Source organism: Mesorhizobium sp. B2-4-14, from assembly GCF_006442155.1.
Taxonomy (GTDB): Bacteria; Pseudomonadota; Alphaproteobacteria; order Rhizobiales; family Rhizobiaceae; genus Mesorhizobium.
In genome coordinates, this window is the sequence record NZ_VFVA01000064.1 from 1 (window position 1) to 15,778 (window position 15,778).

Consider the following 15,778-nt stretch of genomic DNA (forward strand, 5'->3'; position numbering starts at 1 on the left):
CCCGCCCGGCCCCGTCTCGAGCCAGCCTGGAAACTGACCTTGAGAGACGCGCTGACTGCGTTCTGTTTTCACAGTTTCGCCGAAGACGCCGTTGTATCTGACAGACAGGCCGATGCCATTGACGCCATTCAGCTCGAGGCCGGCGCCGACCGATAGAGCGGCGAATCGACCGCTTCCGTCAAGTACAATGCGGGGTTGCCGGGCAGATTCTCCGCCGCGGCAAAGCGGCCTTCGATCTCCCATGCCTTGTTCGAGAACTCCACCCCGGCCATGGCATCGCCGGACAAACGTCCTATATACGAAGGATGAATAGCATCTTTGGCAGGAATGAGCGGATGTCAGTACATCGACCATCGGTGGTTTTTGCATCGGCGGTGCTGGCGGCGGTGGTGTTGGCCGGTGTTGCTGTGCCTGCTTCCGCGCAAGCACTCAACCCCGCTGCCAACGGCAACGCGCTGATCCAGCAGAACGATCTGCAGACCTTGCAGAACCGGGTTCAGCGGGAGCAATTTCAGCAGCAGCAACAGCAGTATCGGGCTCAGGACCGCGTGATCGTCCAGCAGCCGCCGCCGGTCGTGCCGAAGGTCAGGCCGACCTGCCAGACGCAGATAATCGGCAACACGGCTGTGAGCACTTGCCGCTGACAGGCCGGCACCTCCTTTTATTTAGCCGACTTACATGGTAGGCGCGCTCTAGTGCCCCTGCGGCAGTTTGGGTTTTGCAAAGGCGCCGCATCACGCTATGGGGCACTGCACCGACTGGATTTTACGAATGGCAGCCACCAAGAAAAAGGCCGTGCGCAAGGCCAAGAAAGGCGAGAGAATCCGCCAGGTCGCCGCGGTCCCCTTTCGGCGGAACGCGCACGGCGATATCGAGGTGATGCTGGTCACGTCGAGAACGACGAGACGCTTCATCGTGCCCAAGGGTTGGCCGATGAAAGGCAAGAGCGGACGCAAGGCAGCCACCATCGAGGCGCAGGAGGAAGCCGGCGTGCTCGGCAAGACGCTGAGAGAGCCGGCAGGCTCCTATTCCTACTGGAAGCGGCTGGCCAGCCACTTTGTCCGGGTCGACGTCATCGTCTATCTGCTTGAAGTGACGGAAGAGCTTGCCCACTGGCAGGAGGCCAAGCGGCGGCAGCGGGCATGGCTGGCGCCGGCCGATGCGGCGATGCTCATCGACGAACCGGATCTGTCGACGCTGGTGAAGACCTTGAAGCTTCCCGAGCCCGCGCCACTCGACCAGGTATAGGCTTCACGCGCCAGCCTCATCCTCCTCCGGAAACGGCCGCGCCGGTGTGCCTGCATAGGCCCACAGCCATTCGCGCGGCAATGGGCCCTTGTTGCGCTCGGCTTGCTGCGATTGTTCCCAGGCATGCGCCAGGATGCCGACAGAGCGCGACAGCACGAAGAGCCCGCGCGTCAGCGGCGGCGGAAAGCCGAGTTCGCCATAGATGACGGCCGTGGCGCCGTCGATGTTGAGCGGTATTCCTTTGCCTTTGCGCCGCGCGACGTCAGCCTCGATGGCCTCGGCAATCTCGGCGAAACGCCCCTTGACGACACCACGCGCGGCAAAGTCGCGGGTCAGTTCCAGCAGGCGCGGCGCGCGTGGATCTACCGGATGGAAGCGATGGCCGAAGCCGGCACATAGCCCTTCTCCTCGGCGAAGAAGCGGTCGAGCCGTAACGAGACGGCATCTTGGAGCGTCGCCCCACCATCGAGCGCCACCGCGATGTCGCCATAGAAAGAAAGCGCCTGTTCGCCGGCGCCGCCATGCACATCGCCGAGCACGTCGCCGACGGCGAACAGGCCGACGGCGGCAGTGATCACATCGACGCCGTCAAGCAGTTCGGTCATGCCGAAGGTGAAGCGCGGCTGACCCGTCTGCAGGCCACGCCGATCATGCCGATTACGAAGCCGGCAAACAGGCTGGTCAGACCGCGCGATGAAGGCCAGCACCATCGGCGAGAAATATACGGCCGAGCCGAAGGCAAGCGCGAACTTGACCACCACCGGCGCGAGGAAGGCGACGCCCAGCGTGCCAAGAGTGCTGGCGACGAAAGAGCCAATCGCCAGGTGGCGAGCGCGGCACCGTCGCGCCCGGACCGCGCCATCTTGTTGCCTTCCAGAGCGGTGACAATGCGACGTCCGCACCTGTCTCTACCGCGTCGAATCCAAGTATCCGATTCGCTACACCATACGCGAAGGCGACGTGTTGCCTTTGCTGGCCGGATCGGGCGGACGCGTGCTCGCGGCATTTTCCGGCCAGCCGGGCGAACCCTACGAGAGCATCCGCGGAACCTGTTGCTGTCTCGCCGTCGGCGACCGAGACCCCGAGACGGCGGGCGTCTCGGCGCCGTTCGGACCGGGAGGCATTTTGCTGGGCGCCTTGACGCTGGCCGGCCCCAGCACGCGCGTCGACGCTGCGTTTCTTCAACCATGAGACGTCGGTTGCCCTAGCGGCGGCTCGCGCCACCCGTGCCTTCGGCGAGGATGCCTCCATGCTGGAGCAAGCCAGCCTCGCGGCGGAGGCTCAGCCCTAGGTCGTTCGGTTGCGACCCAGGCAAGATGGCCGATAAGCCTCAAATACAAACTGATTCAATTCGAAGCAGTTGCCTGACGTTACGTAATATTCGGCCGCCATGGCAAGAATCGCCGCCGCAAACAGCGAAAGTATTTATTTGCTGTTAAGCCCGCCATGATAACCGGATCGTTGTCGCCAGCCGAGCGACATGCGGGAAACAACATCGTCTCAACCGGTGAATGAAACAGTCGGACAGACGCGCTGACAGGATCATGGCAAGCCCATGAGGATTCGATGAAGCTGTCACCCATTGATGCGAGTTCCCGTCTTCTCGGACTCGTATGGCCCTTCGTCGCCGTCGTCCTCATCCAGGCGCTGGTGGCCAGCCTCAGCCTCTACACCCTTTCGGCGGTTCGTGCTTATGTCGGCGGCGAGAGCCAGTGGTCGAAGGGCCAAAAGCACGCTATCTATTTTCTCAGCCTCTATGCCGACACCGGCAACGAGGACTTCTTCAGCGAGTATCGCGCGGCGATCGCCGTTCCGCTGGCTGATCGGTCGGCCCGCCTGGCACTCGAGCAATCTCAGCCCGATATCGAAGCCGCGAGCATCGGTTTCCTGCAGGGTGGAAATCACGTCGACGATGTCCCCGGAATGATCTGGCTGTTCCGGGATTTCCGTGGTTTCAGCTATCTCGATGCCGCCATCCGCCATTGGACGGCCGCCGACGCCATGATCCTCGCCATCCAGCGGCTCGGCGGCACGATGCACGAGACGCTGAGCAAGGGGCCGGCATCTTTGGCCGAGATCAGCGCCTGGAAAACGCAGATCCACCAGTTCGACCGTGAGATCAGCCCGCTTTCCAAGGCCTTCTCGGAAAGCCTCGGCGAAGGTTCGCGCTTCATCAAGATGCTGCTCACCTTTGCCAATCTCGTCACCGCCGCCTTGTTGATACTGCTTGCCGTGTGGCGCACGCGCAAACTGCTCGCGCAGCGTCAGGCCTTCCAGCTGGCGCTCAATACCGAACGCGAGCGCGCCCAGATCACCCTGGCTTCGATTGGCCAGGCCGTCATCAGCACCGGCCCTGACGGGCGGCTGGATTACATGAACGCGGTTGCCGAGAAGCTGCTGGCTTGCCCGTTGGGCACAGCCAGGGGCAAGCCGATCGCATCCTTGTTTCGCCTGGTGGACAAGGACACCAGCTTTGAAGAATCGCAACTGGTCGAGCACCTTCTGGCCGGCGACCCGCGTCGTTCCAGCGCCCGTCCGCAATTGCTGCGGCGGCCGGACGGCTCCATTGTTCCCGTCGCGCTGACCGGCGCGCCCCTGCTCGTTTCCGGCGAAGTGGTCGGCGCGGTGCTCGCCTTCCACGACATGACGCGGGAAGAGGATTATATCGAGCGGCTTTCATGGCAGGCCTCGCATGACGCGCTGACCGGGCTCGCCAACCGGCGCGCTTTTGAAAGCCGGCTGGAAAGGACGATCGTCGACTTGCAGGGGCAGGCCCGGCAGCACGCCTTGATGTATCTCGATCTCGACCAGTTCAAGCTGGTCAACGATACCTGTGGCCATGCCGCCGGCGACCAGTTGCTGCGCCATATTTCCTCGGTGTTGACCAACGAATTGCGGTCCGGCGATGTGCTGGCCCGGCTGGGCGGCGACGAATTCGGCGTGCTGCTGATCGATTGCGAGGCCGGCACTGCGGCCGACATCGCCGAAAGGCTGCGCGCGGCCGTGCAGGATCTGCATTTTTCCTGGGATAACAGGCCCTTCAACACCAGTGTCAGTGTCGGCATGGTGCAGATCGCCAATGCGCAAGCGACGATCGAGGAGGTTCTGCGGGCCGCAGATGTCGCCTGCTACATGGCCAAGGAGAAAGGCCGCAACCGTGTCCAGATCCACACCGACGGCGACATGGCCTTGCGCGAGCGTTTTGGCGAGATGGCCTGGGTGCAGCGCCTGCACATCGCCCTGGAGCAAAATCGCTTCAGGCTTCATGCCCAGGAGATCTGGCCGCTCAACGACGACGTCGCCGAGGCTGGCGCGCATATCGAGATCCTGTTGCGGCTGACCGACGAAGACGGCAGCTTCGTCACCCCGCAGAGCTTCATTCCCGCGGCCGAGCGCTACGGCCTGATGCCGTCGATCGACCGCTGGGTGGTGCGCAACACGTTCCGCATTCTGGCCGCACGGCAAGCCGATGTGCGCATGGCGCCGATCACTACATGCGCCATCAACCTTTCCGGAGCGACGTTCGGCGACGAAACGTTCCTCGATTTCCTGCGCGAGCAGTTCCTCGTCCATCGCATTTCGCCTGCGATGATCTGCCTGGAGATCACCGAAACCAGCGCCATCGCCAATCTCACCAATGCCATGCGCTTCATTGCCGATCTGCGCGGTCTGGGCTGCCGTTTCGCGCTCGACGATTTCGGCTCCGGCATGTCGTCCTTCGCCTATCTGAAGCACCTGCCGGTCGACTATCTCAAGATCGACGGCAGCTTCGTCAAGGACATGCTAGACGACCGCATCGACCGCGCCATGGTCGAGATGATCCATCACATCGGCAAGGTCATGGGCAAGCGCACCATCGCCGAGTTCGTCGAAAGCGACGGCATCGTCGCGGCCCTGAGGACGATCGGCGTCGACTATGCCCAGGGCTATGGGATCGCCAGGCCACAGCCTTTCGACAGCTCGACGGTGCTGCGCGGCCCGGACATCGCTTCAGCCGCGGCGGCTGCGGCAGATCCGTGGGCCGATCTAGCGCAGAAACTGCACCGCAGAGCCGGCTGAAACCGCCTCAGGGCAGCCGCTCCAGCAAAATTGTCGCCGCGTCGTGATAGGCGGTAAGCGTCACTTCACGGTAGCCGCACTTCCTCGCGACGTTCAACGAGGCGGTGTTTTCTGGATCGATGATGCAGACGGTCTTGGCCCGTCCGAACGTCTCCTCACCCCAGCCGTGCACGCGGCTGACGATTTCGGTGGCAAGGCCGGCGCCATGGGCGGCCGGAGCCAATGCCCACCCCGCTTCGGGAATGCCTTCGATCGACGGTTCGATATCACGCTTCAGGTCGTGGAACCCGGCCTCGCCTATGAAACGGCCGGTCGCCTTCTCCTCGACGGCCCAGAAGCCGTAGCCGAGCAGCGACCACAGGCCGGCGTGACGCAGGAAGCGCATCCAGCTTTCCTCGCGTGTGCGCGGCTTGCCGCCGATGAAGCGGGTGACGACCGGGTCGACCCACATCGCCGCATAGGCGTCGAAATCCTCCAGCCGGTGTGCCCTTAGAATGGTTCGCTGCGTCTCGATCACGGGGGCAACGGTCGCTTGCGGATTGTCCATGAATTGCCTCGCTGATGTTGCCCGCGCTTAGCAAATCGCCCCCGGTGTGCAAGGGCCAGCGCGACACGCGCCATCATCCAGAGGCGTGCAATATTCCACGGTGACCTGAGCCGAACTTCAGCCGTGCCAGGCCATATTCGTGGAGACGCCGGCGCGCTGCAATTCGTCCAGCCTGCTTTGGCATGGGATTTCCCGTCAAGGATGGTACCGTCGCGGCATACCGATTTAGCTATGCGGCCGGCGGATCTCTCTCGCAAGCGGCGCCGTTCGAGCAAAGGGAAAGAGCATGGACACGACCGATCTCGTGCTGGCAATCGTCCATCATCTGCTGGTGTTTTCCCTGGCGGGGATCATCGGCGCAGAATTCGTGCTGATCCGTGGCGACTTGCCCGCCGCGACGCTCAAGCGGCTCGCCGGCATCGACCGCCACTACGGCGCCATCGCCGCACTCATCATCATCGTCGGCATCGGCCGCGTCGTCTGGGGCCTCAAGGGCTGGGAATTCTACGTCCACAACTGGGTGTTCTGGCCAAGATGGCGGCGTTTGCGATCGTCGGCCTGCTGTCGATCATTCCCACCGTGCGCTTCATTTCCTGGAACGGGCAAGCCAGCGCCAACCCTTCCTTTGCCGTGCCGGCGAGCGAACTGGCCTCGGTGAAGACCTATGTCCGCGCCGAGGCGTTGGTCTTCCTGCTGATTCCGGTCTTCGCGGCGGCGATGGCGCGCGGTTACGGCTATTGATCCTCGGCGGCCACTGTCTCCAGCGGAGCGATCGGCACCAGGGGTGCCGGAATGCTGGTGGTCTTCTCCTGCGCCTTGCAGATATCGGCGATGACGCAGGCTGGGCAATCCGGCTTGCGCGCCTTGCAGACGTAGCGGCCATGCAGGATCAGCCAGTGATGCGCGTGGCGCATATATTCCTCCGGGATGATCTTCAGCAGGCCCTGCTCGACCTGTTCCGGCGTCTTGCCGGGCGCCAGGCCAAGCCGGTTGCCGATGCGGAAAATATGCGTGTCGACCGCCATCGTGTGCTGGCCGAACGCCATGTTGAGCACGACATTGGCGGTCTTGCGCCCGACCCCCGGCAGCTTGACCAGTTCATCGCGGTTATCAGGCACCTCGCCGCCATGGTCACGGATCAACGCCTCCGACAGTGCGAGGACGTTCTTGGCCTTGTTGCGCCAGAGCCCGATGGTCCTGATATGGTCGCCGACCTTGGCTTCACCGAGCGCCAGCATCTTTTGCGGCGTGTCGGCAAGCTTGAACAGCGCCCGCGTCGCCTTGTTGACGCCGGCATCGGTGGCTTGCGCCGAAAGCACCACCGCCACCAGAAGCGTGAAGGCGTTGATGTGTTCGAGTTCGCCCTTCGGCTCCGGCCGCTGCACCGAAAAGCGCCGGAAAATCTCATGCACCTCGGCCGGGCTATAGAGCGACCTGAACCGCATTGGCCTGGGGCGCGGCTTGGCGTTCGAGCCGTCACGCCGTCCGGCCGGCTGCTCTTTTTTGGGCATTGAAGACTCTTTGGACTTGGGGCTCGCCATTCCCTTCCTATAATATTCAGTCATGAGCGAAACAAACGCCTCATTTCAGGCCGACGAGCCATTCTTTCATGCGTTGCTGACACCACACCGGTCGCTGGGCAGGACAGGCTTCTTCGTTCTGATGGGCGCCCTGCTGTTCGGCTGGCTGGTGACAGGCGCGTTTTTCCTGTCACGCGGTGCCTGGCCGGTGTTCGGCTTCTTCGGCCTCGACGTGGTCGCCGTCTACATCGCCTTTCGTGTCAACTACCGGGCCGCCCGCGCCCGCGAAGAGGTTTCGGTCTCCCGCACCAGCCTCGATATCCGCAAGACGGATCCTTCGGGGAAATCGGAAGCGCATCGCTTCAACCCGTTCTGGGCGCGGTTTTCGGTCGCCCGTCATGCGGAAATCGGCATCACCAGAATGACGGTGGAAGCACAAGGCCAGAACGTGGCGATCGGCGGCTTTCTCGATCCCGACTCCCGCGAAACCTTTGCCACCGCCTTTTCGCGGGCGCTGGCGACCGCCAAGACGCGCTGAACCGACCTTTTCCGAAACCGGTTCCCGTATTTCGGGATCACGCCCTAAAAGCGATACCGCAGGAGTCTGCCGATCTTGCGCAACGCCGGAATGTGTTTCCAAAGGCGGACGAACAGTTTGGCTGACCAGCCCATGCGGGCGGCGTGTTCGGGCTTGTAGGCGGAAATATCCTCGACGAACCGCAGCTTCGGGACCGCCCGTTCCAACTCGTGCGGATCCTCTATGGACCAGTGGACCTCGGCGCCAGTCACCCTCAGGGCTGGATGGAGCCGAAGCAGCTTCAGCCCGAAACTGCTGTAGGCATCGAACATCAGTTCGCCACTGGCAAGATGCCAAACAAGCCGCGAAAGCAGGTGGAGCCCTTCGTCGGCGGGGAGATAGGGCGTCAGCCCCTCTGCCACCACCATGGCCGGACGGTTGCGGGGCACTTCGGCCAGCCAGCCGGGTTCGATCACCGACGAAGCGATGAGATGATAGTGGTTTCGGGACGGGTAGAGTTTCCGCCTGAGTTCGATGACCTCCGGATAGTCGACATCGAACCAGTCCACGCCGACTGGCGGGGCGACACGGAAGATGCGCGTGTCAAGCCCGCAGCCCAGATGCAGCACGATGGCACCAGGATTTCTGGCCAGAAAATCCTCGACACGGACGTCCAATGTCTTGGCCCGGATCGCCAGGCCGATGCCGAGATTGTCATCGACCTTGAGCCTGGAGAAATCATAATCGATCTTGCGCACCGCCTCGTCGGCGAAATGATCTTCCAGCAGGGAATTGGGCAGCCGGCTCTCCAGCGCCTTGCCGTAGAGCGTCATCAGCAAGGTTTCCTTTGCCCCGGTGAGATCTGCTTTTTCGCCAGCCATCGCCGCCTCTTGGGCACGAAATGCGAGTCTATCTGGGCATGCGAGGCGAGAAGGCAAGTTTCGGGTGGCGATCGGCGCCCCAAGGGGCAATATTCCAGGCCAAGGAGACAGTTCCATGAGCACACAGACAGCAGTCCTCAAAAAGGACATCACGCCCGAAGGCAACGATTATGAGATCGTTCGCCGTGCCATCGAGAAGATCAGCCTCGACTACCGTGATCAGCCATCGCTGGAAGAACTGGCTGAAGAGGTCGGCGAGACGCCGACCGGCCTGCAAAAACTCTTCACCCGCTGGGCGGGCCTTTCGCCAAAGGCCTTCCTGCAGGCGGTAACGCTGGACCACGCGCGCCGACTGCTCGATTCCGGCATGCCGCTGCTCGAAACCTCGTTCGAACTGGGCATGTCCGGTCCCGGCCGGCTGCATGACCTGTTCGTCACTCATGAAGCGATGTCGCCCGGCGACTACAAGACGCGCGGCGCGGGCCTGACTATCCGTTACGGCTATCACCCCTCGCCTTTCGGCACCGCCCTGATCATGGCCACCGATCGCGGCCTTGCCGGCCTTGCCTTCAGCGACCCCGGCGAGGAGCGCGCCGCTTTCGCAGACATGTCCAGCCGCTGGCCGAACGCCCTCTATGTCGAGGATATGGCCGCGACCGGTCCTTACGCCGCCCGCATTTTCGATCCGAAGCTGTGGCGCCCCGACCAGCCGCTGCATGTCGTGATGATCGGCACCGACTTCCAGGTTCGTGTCTGGGAGGCGCTGCTCCAGATACCCATGGGCAAGGCTCGCACCTATTCCTCCATCGCCGCCAGCATCGGCGCGCCGAGCGCCAGCCGGGCCGTCGGCGCCGCCAATGGCGCCAACCCGCTGTCTTTCGTCGTTCCCTGCCACCGCGCCATCGGCAAGTCAGGCGACCTCACCGGCTATCACTGGGGCCTGACCCGCAAGCGCGCCATCCTGGGCTGGGAAGCCGGGCAAGTGTCGTCCTGAAATATCGATTTTTGCTTCCACTTTGCTTCCACAGAGATATATCCTGGCGATAGCATTCGTTCGGGTCAGCCGGAATCGTCAACGGCACTCATACCGTTCAGGTCGACCTCACCGCCACCAGGTCGAGCGGCATCTTCCCGGCCGGCAACTATCAGGGCATGGTCACAGTGCTGTGTGAGTGACGCGGCAAATAGTGCTGGACCATTCGCGTGGTCTGGCGTCGAACGGCTTGTCAGGATAGCTTCCCGCATTCAGCAGGGAGGCACTTCTTGATTATTGTTGTCGGCTCGATCAACCTCGACCTTATCGCCAATGTCGACCGCTTGCCGAGCCCCGGCGAAACGGTGAGCGGTTCCGGCTTCACCACGGCGCCCGGCGGCAAGGGCGCCAACCAGGCGCTGGCCGCCGCGCGCGCCGGTGTCGCGGTGCGCATGGTCGGCGCCGTCGGCAAGGACAATTTCGCCGCCGAGGCGCTGGCACTGCTGCGCGACGCCAAGGTCGACCTGTCGGGCGTGGGTGAAACCTTTGCGTCCACCGGCACGGCGCTGATCATGGTCGGCGACGACGGCGAGAACATCATCGCCGTGGTGCCCGGCGCCAACGCCTCCGTCGTGCCCGGCGACCTTTCCAAGACCTTTGTGAAAGAGGGGGACGTCGTGCTCCTGCAGCACGAGATTCCGCTGGCGACCATCGAAGCCGCACTCGACCAGGCAAGCGCGGCCGGCGCCGTCACGGTGCTCAACACCGCTCCGTTTCACGCCGAAGCGGCGGCCTTGCTCGGCAAGGCTGGCTACGTCGTAGCCAACGAGACGGAGTTCGACCTCTATGGCGAGGCGCTGGCGCTCGGCGGTCGCGACCGGGCGGCACGCATGCGCGATTTTGCCGGCAGGACGGGGCGCACCATCGTCGTCACACTCGGTGGCGATGGCGTGATGGCAGCAACGCCGACCGACTTCCTGACCGTCCCGGCAATGAAGATCACACCTGTCGACACGGTCGGCGCCGGCGACACCTTCTGCGGGTACTTCGCTGCCTGTCTCTCGTCCGGCCTTGCGCTTGACAAGGCGCTGGCACGCGCCGGCGCGGCCGGCTCGCTGGCCTGCCTGAAGCCTGGCGCCCAGCCGGCGATCCCGTTGGCCGCCGATGTCGACCAAGCCCTGAAATCCCATTGAGATAAGAAAAATGCGCCCCCGGACCAAACATGCCGTGCCGCCAGCCGGCGACATCTGCCGGCTGTCGGCTGTCGACCTCGCCGACGCGATCCGCCGCAAGAAACTTTCCGTGCGCGAGGTGGTGACGGCCTTCCTCGACCGCATCGAAGCGGTCAACCCGCTGGTCAACGCCATCGTCTCGTTGCGTGAGCGCGCGGATATACTGCGCGAGGCCGATGCAGCCGATAGCCGGCAAGCGGCCGAAACCGAAACGCTCTTCGGCCTGCCGATCGCCATCAAGGATCTCGCCTCGACGACGGGTCTCCGCACCTCTTTCGGCTCGCCGATCTTCGCCGATTTCGTGCCGCAGGAAGATGACTTCTTCGTCGAGCGTATCCGCAACGCCGGCGCCATCATCATCGGCAAGACCAATGTCCCCGAATTCGGGCTCGGCTCAAACACTTACAACAACGTATTCGGGCCGACGCTGAACGCCTTCGATCCGGCGCTCTCCGCCGGCGGGTCGAGTGGCGGCGCGGCGGTGGCGCTGGCGCTCGACATGGTGCCCGTCGCCGACGGCAGCGACTTCGGCGGCTCGCTGCGCAATCCGGCGGCCTGGAACAATGTCTACGGCTTCCGCCCGTCCCAGGGGCTGGTGCCCGGCGGGCCGGACCTCGAGGTCTTCCACGCGCAGATGGGCGTCGACGGGCCGATGGGCCGCAACGTCGCCGACATGGCGCTGCTGCTGGACGTACAGGCGGGGTATCATCCGCAGGCACCGCTATCCTATGAAAAACCTGGCTCGTTCCTCGAAGGGCTCGCAGAACCAGCAACCGGCGGCCGCATCGCCTGGTTCGGCGATCTCGGCGGCCACCTGCCGATCGAGCCCGGCATTCTCGATCTCTGCGAGGCCGCGCTCGGCCGGTTCGTCGAAGCATCCTTCCCGGCTGAACCCTTGCGGCCGGATTTCGATTTCGAGGCGCTGTGGCAGGCTTTCGTGACGCTGCGCCAGGCCAGCAGCGGCTGCGCTCTCAAGACCCATTACGACGATCCCTCGAAGCGCGGCCTGCTGAAGCCGGAAGCCATTTGGGAGGTGGAAAACGCGATGCGGCTGACGGCGCCGCAGATTCGCGCCGCCTCGGTCGTCCGCACCTCCTGGCATCGCACGCTCCTGTCGATCTTCGACCGCTTCGACCTGATCGCGCTGCCGACCGCACAGGTCTTCCCCTTCGCAGTCGGCATGCACTGGCCGCGCGAGGTCGCGGGACGCGCGATGGACAGCTATCACCGCTGGATGCAGGTTTCCGCCTTCGCCACGCTTGGCGGCTGCCCGGCGGTCAATGTGCCGGTCGGCTTCGACGACAAGGGGAGGTCGATGGGCATGCAGCTGATCGGACGGCCGCGCGGCGACGTGGACGTGTTGAGGTCTGCCGCGGCCTACGAGGCAACGCTGCCGTGGCAGGCTGGCGCCTGAGTTGCACGGCTTGCGCCGCTACCGCCGCCATGCATTGATTGTCGTTCACCGCGCTGCGCAGCCGGCGCTCTGATCGAGGAAAACATGTCGCTCGAACTCTACGCAGCCTATGTCGTCGCTTGCATCGTCATCATCCTGGTGCCCGGACCCACGGTCACGCTGATCATCGCCAACAGCATCCGCCACGGGTCGCGCGCCGGCCTCGCCAATGTCGCCGGCACGCAGGCCGGCCTTGCCGTCATGATTGCCATCGTCGGTATCGGTCTCAACACGCTGATTTCGGGCATGGGCCACTGGTTCGAGTGGGTGCGATTGATCGGCGCCGCCTATCTGATCTGGATGGGCGTGCAGATGTTCCGCTCCAAGGGCACGCTGAACGCGGACGGAACCGCCAGAAAGCCCCGCGGCGGGTTCTTCATGCAGGGCCTGCTGGTGGCGCTCAGCAACCCCAAGACGCTGATCTTCTTCGGCGCCTTCTTTCCGCAGTTCATCTCTCCAGCCGGCAACTACCCGCTTCAGATCGTCATCATGGGTTTCACCGCCATGATCTTCGCCGCCATGTCGGACTCGACCTATGCATTGGCCGCCGGCCGGGCCGGCCGCATGCTCTCGGCCAGCCGCATCAAGCTCCTGTCCAGGATCGGCGGCAGCTTCATGGTCGGCGGCGGCCTGTGGCTGGCGTTTTCACGGTCGAAATGATGGCGAAGCGCCTTCTTTTGAAATTTTTTGCAGCGATATATTGAAGAGTTGTGCATAGCTGCACAACTCTTCAATATGAAAAAGTCAAACGTTTCCTTTCGGAATCGCTTGCTTATTTGGCAATACGAATACAGCGACGCAGTGATCGGCGTCACTTTCTTTTGCGCCTTGGCACTGATCAAATCCATCACGGTCATGGAGCTTCAAATCAACCCGGTCGTCGCCACTCAACGTGTAATGGGCGTGGTCGAATATATCAGAGTGAAACCTATTAGCCCGTACGCCATGGTAGGTCACGATTTATACTACACCTACGATGTGCGCCTCAATGACGACAACACACGGATATATGGATCGATGACGATGTCGAGCGGCCGCATCTTGTCGGCTCGCTCATTCCCATCGAGCGGCAACACCACAAGCACGGCGTCGACACCTATCGATTGCTCAATAGGTGATGCCGCGCACGTACCGGCTGCTCCAAACGTCAGTTCAGCCGCCCCAGCCTTTCCACCAGCAGCGCGAAAAAGCCGTCATGATCGATGTCGCGCATCACCATGGCGTTCTTCTGCCGCTTGCTCACGCCCCACCAGTCGATGACGGTCATGCCCATGGTCAACTCCGAGGCGGTCTCCACGCTGACGTTGCAGTTGCGGCCCTTGAACAGGTCCGGCTTCAACAGATAGGCGATGACGCAGGGGTCGTGCAGCGGACCGCCGTCGGTGCCGTATTTGCCCTCGTCGTAGCGCTCGAAGAATTCCAGCATCTCGGCGGTGGCAATGCCAACCTTGCTGCCCAGATCACGAATGGCCTTGATGCGCTTGGCGGTGGTCAGCGCCTTGTGGGTGACGTCGAGCGGCATCATCACGATCGGGATGCCGGACTTGAACACCAGATCGGCGGCTTGCGGATCGACATAGATGTTGAACTCGGCCGCCGGGGTGACGTTGCCGCCTTCGAAAAAGCCGCCGCCCATCAGCACGATTTCCTTGATGCGCGATGCGATCCGCGGTTCGCGGATCAAAGCCAGCGCGATGTTGGTCAGCGGCCCGAGCAGGCAGAGCGTGATGGTGCCGCTCTCTTCCCTCATCAGCGTCTCGACGATGAAGTCGACGCCATACAGCTCCTGCAGCTTCATCGTCGGTTCGGGCAATTCCGGCCCGTTGAGGCCGGTCTTGCCATGCACTTCCTCGGCGGTGACCAGTTCGCGCGCCAGGGGACGGATGGCACCGGCATAAACCTTGATCTCCGGCCGCCCGGCCAGTTCGCAGATCTTGCGGGCGTTCTTTTCGGTAAGCTTCAGTGGCACGTTGCCGGCGACGGCGGATATGCCGACCACCTCCAGTTCGGGGCTGCCAAGCGCCAGCAGAATGGCGACGGCGTCGTCCTGGCCGGGATCCGTGTCGATGATGATCTTGCGTGGTTGCGGCATTTCAATTCCTTGTTTGGCTGGCCATGAGCTCATTGGACCGATCGCACGCCAGAGAGACGCCGAACCGACTGCAAGCTGCCGAACCGCTTGACCGGGAATGGTCCCGACCTTGGCGCTTCTCCTTGCATCCGCGCGTCGTTTCAAGCGCCATATCGATTATTCCTGTGAGTCCAGGACGCTGATCCTTTTGGGCTGTTCCTGCGAGCTCACGACCTGGTCTTTTGGGCGGGTCTTTCGATGGCTTGAACTTGGTCGCGAGGCGGACCATATCAAGGCCATCGGGAAAAATGCCATCAGGGTTTTTCCAGTTTATGTCGCTCTTGAGAGGACAGTGTAACATGAGCCGAATGACGCCTTTCTCCAGCCCGCTTCTCCTGGGTTTCGACGCCATGGAAAAGACCTTGGAGCGCCTGGCGAAATCCGGTGACAGCTACCCTCCCTACAACATCGAGCGCCTCAGCGGCACCGACGGCAAGGCCGAAAGGCTGCGTATCACGCTCGCCGTCGCCGGTTTCGCCGAAAGCGATCTCGATGTGACAACGGAGGAAAACCAGTTGGTCGTGCGCGGCCGTCAAACCGACGACACCGAGCGCGAATTCCTTCACCGCGGCATCGCCGCGCGCCAGTTCCAGCGCTGTTTCGTGCTGGCCGACGGCATGCGGGTGATCGCGGCGGAGCTGAAAAACGGCCTTTTGTCGATCGACCTCGATCGGCCGGAGTCCGAACGGCTGGTACGGAAAATAAATATATCGGTGAAAGACTGATCCTTACCACTGCATCGGCCGAAAAAGTCGGCACCGATTTTGCGAAAGCACGATGCACCAACTTGAATGGCTCTCATGCGGGATGGCCTTTAGCGGCGTCCTCGCGCCAAGGAGGCTTGAAATGACCAGAACTGACGAAACCATCACCATGACCAGCGGCGAATTCGCCCATCTCGGCGAAGGCTCTGTCGCTTACCTCCGCAAGGTCTCGAGCGACGAACTGCTCGGCCGCTTCCCCAACATCGGTGAAATCGCGCCCGGCCTCGAGCTGTGGGCCCTGTTTGCCGCCAACGGCCAGCCGATCCTGCTTTCCGACGCGCGTGACCGCGCGCTGGCCGGCGCCATGGAAAACGACCTGACCACGGTCGCCATTCATTAAGGTGGCCGATAAAACAAAAAAGGGCCGCTCACGGCGGCCCTCAGACTGCTGACAAACCCCTGGCATTTGCCGGGGGTTTTTGATTCACTGGGTCATGTTGAAGCGACCCGCCC

Annotated in this window: 16 protein-coding genes and 3 pseudogenes; 12 read left to right on the forward strand and 7 right to left on the reverse strand. The window is 62.9% G+C overall.

Features of this window, described 5'->3' with window-relative positions:
* Window positions 1-128: 128 nt before the first annotated feature.
* Window positions 129-287, reverse strand: coding sequence for a hypothetical protein (locus FJ938_RS30205; RefSeq protein ID WP_246673581.1), 159 nt, complete (start codon window positions 285-287; stop codon window positions 129-131).
* Window positions 288-305: 18 nt separating this feature from the next.
* Here FJ938_RS30205 and FJ938_RS28625 point away from each other — a divergent pair, with 18 nt between their 5' ends.
* The gene (locus FJ938_RS28625; protein WP_140609143.1) at window positions 306-644 is read left to right on the forward strand and encodes a hypothetical protein; all 339 of its coding nucleotides are present in this window, start codon (window positions 306-308) and stop codon (window positions 642-644) included.
* Between the two features lie 127 nt (window positions 645-771).
* Window positions 772-1,248 carry an NUDIX hydrolase gene (locus FJ938_RS28630; RefSeq protein ID WP_140609145.1) on the forward strand — a complete coding sequence of 159 codons (477 nt, stop codon included), beginning with the start codon at window positions 772-774 and terminating at the stop codon, window positions 1,246-1,248.
* Between the two features lie 3 nt (window positions 1,249-1,251).
* On the opposite strand, the pseudogene FJ938_RS28635 reads toward FJ938_RS28630, so the two are convergent.
* Both FJ938_RS28635 and FJ938_RS29660 read right to left on the reverse strand, forming a co-directional pair.
* A pseudogene (locus FJ938_RS28635) lies at window positions 1,252-1,790 on the reverse strand (citrate/2-methylcitrate synthase); the annotation flags it as partial.
* Window positions 1,782-2,137: pseudogene (locus FJ938_RS29660) on the reverse strand (tripartite tricarboxylate transporter permease); the annotation flags it as partial. The pseudogenes FJ938_RS28635 and FJ938_RS29660, both read right to left, overlap by 9 nt.
* A gap of 74 nt (window positions 2,138-2,211) precedes the next feature.
* Here FJ938_RS29660 and FJ938_RS30210 point away from each other — a divergent pair.
* Window positions 2,212-2,439, forward strand: a complete 228-nt coding sequence (locus FJ938_RS30210; RefSeq protein WP_246673583.1) for a hypothetical protein — start codon at window positions 2,212-2,214, stop codon at window positions 2,437-2,439.
* A gap of 375 nt (window positions 2,440-2,814) precedes the next feature.
* Complete coding sequence (locus FJ938_RS28645) at window positions 2,815-5,307, forward strand: EAL domain-containing protein (RefSeq protein WP_140699908.1); 2,493 nt, start codon at window positions 2,815-2,817, stop codon at window positions 5,305-5,307.
* Between the two features lie 7 nt (window positions 5,308-5,314).
* Here the strand turns inward: FJ938_RS28645 and FJ938_RS28650 are convergent, their stop codons facing one another.
* Window positions 5,315-5,854 (reverse strand): GNAT family N-acetyltransferase, encoded by a 540-nt coding sequence (locus FJ938_RS28650; RefSeq protein ID WP_140699911.1) that lies wholly within the window; start codon window positions 5,852-5,854, stop codon window positions 5,315-5,317.
* Window positions 5,855-6,140: 286 nt separating this feature from the next.
* Between FJ938_RS28650 and FJ938_RS28655 the strand changes: the two are divergent.
* Window positions 6,141-6,595, forward strand: a pseudogene (locus FJ938_RS28655) (DUF2214 family protein).
* On the opposite strand, the gene nth reads toward FJ938_RS28655, so the two are convergent.
* A complete protein-coding gene (gene nth, locus FJ938_RS28660) occupies window positions 6,589-7,395 on the reverse strand; it encodes an endonuclease III (RefSeq protein WP_140699914.1) in 807 nt (268 codons plus the stop codon). The pseudogene FJ938_RS28655 and the gene nth overlap by 7 nt on opposite strands.
* Window positions 7,396-7,417: 22 nt before the next feature.
* On the opposite strand from nth, the gene FJ938_RS28665 reads away from it, so the two are divergent.
* Window positions 7,418-7,912, forward strand: a complete 495-nt coding sequence (locus tag FJ938_RS28665) for a DUF2244 domain-containing protein (RefSeq protein WP_140699917.1) — start codon at window positions 7,418-7,420, stop codon at window positions 7,910-7,912.
* A 44-nt stretch (window positions 7,913-7,956) separates the two neighbouring features.
* Here FJ938_RS28665 and FJ938_RS28670 read toward each other — a convergent pair whose 3' ends face one another.
* A complete protein-coding gene (locus tag FJ938_RS28670) occupies window positions 7,957-8,772 on the reverse strand; it encodes a class I SAM-dependent methyltransferase (protein ID WP_140699919.1) in 816 nt (271 codons plus the stop codon).
* 115 nt (window positions 8,773-8,887) lie between these two features.
* Here FJ938_RS28670 and FJ938_RS28675 point away from each other — a divergent pair, with 115 nt between their 5' ends.
* The 4 genes from FJ938_RS28675 to FJ938_RS28690 all read left to right on the forward strand — a co-directional run bounded on the left by FJ938_RS28675 (window position 8,888) and on the right by FJ938_RS28690 (window position 13,090).
* Window positions 8,888-9,766: a bifunctional helix-turn-helix domain-containing protein/methylated-DNA--[protein]-cysteine S-methyltransferase gene (locus tag FJ938_RS28675; RefSeq protein WP_140699922.1), complete on the forward strand. Its 879-nt coding sequence runs from the start codon at window positions 8,888-8,890 to the stop codon at window positions 9,764-9,766.
* A gap of 269 nt (window positions 9,767-10,035) precedes the next feature.
* A complete protein-coding gene (locus tag FJ938_RS28680; RefSeq protein WP_140699925.1) occupies window positions 10,036-10,938 on the forward strand; it encodes a ribokinase in 903 nt (300 codons plus the stop codon).
* A 10-nt stretch (window positions 10,939-10,948) separates the two neighbouring features.
* Entirely contained in the window at window positions 10,949-12,391 is a 1,443-nt protein-coding gene (locus tag FJ938_RS28685; RefSeq protein WP_140699928.1) for an amidase, read from the forward strand.
* A gap of 84 nt (window positions 12,392-12,475) precedes the next feature.
* Window positions 12,476-13,090, forward strand: coding sequence for a LysE family translocator (locus FJ938_RS28690; RefSeq protein WP_140609164.1), 615 nt, complete (start codon window positions 12,476-12,478; stop codon window positions 13,088-13,090).
* Between the two features lie 487 nt (window positions 13,091-13,577).
* Here the strand turns inward: FJ938_RS28690 and FJ938_RS28700 are convergent, their stop codons facing one another.
* Window positions 13,578-14,522: a nucleoside hydrolase gene (locus FJ938_RS28700; RefSeq protein WP_140699931.1), complete on the reverse strand. Its 945-nt coding sequence runs from the start codon at window positions 14,520-14,522 to the stop codon at window positions 13,578-13,580.
* A gap of 338 nt (window positions 14,523-14,860) precedes the next feature.
* Here FJ938_RS28700 and FJ938_RS28705 point away from each other — a divergent pair, with 338 nt between their 5' ends.
* Together FJ938_RS28705 and FJ938_RS28710 are read left to right on the forward strand one after the other, a co-directional pair.
* The gene (locus FJ938_RS28705; protein ID WP_096450220.1) at window positions 14,861-15,286 is read left to right on the forward strand and encodes an Hsp20 family protein; all 426 of its coding nucleotides are present in this window, start codon (window positions 14,861-14,863) and stop codon (window positions 15,284-15,286) included.
* Window positions 15,287-15,407: 121 nt separating this feature from the next.
* Window positions 15,408-15,665: a DUF1150 family protein gene (locus FJ938_RS28710; protein WP_140609171.1), complete on the forward strand. Its 258-nt coding sequence runs from the start codon at window positions 15,408-15,410 to the stop codon at window positions 15,663-15,665.
* Window positions 15,666-15,778 lie beyond the last annotated feature (113 nt).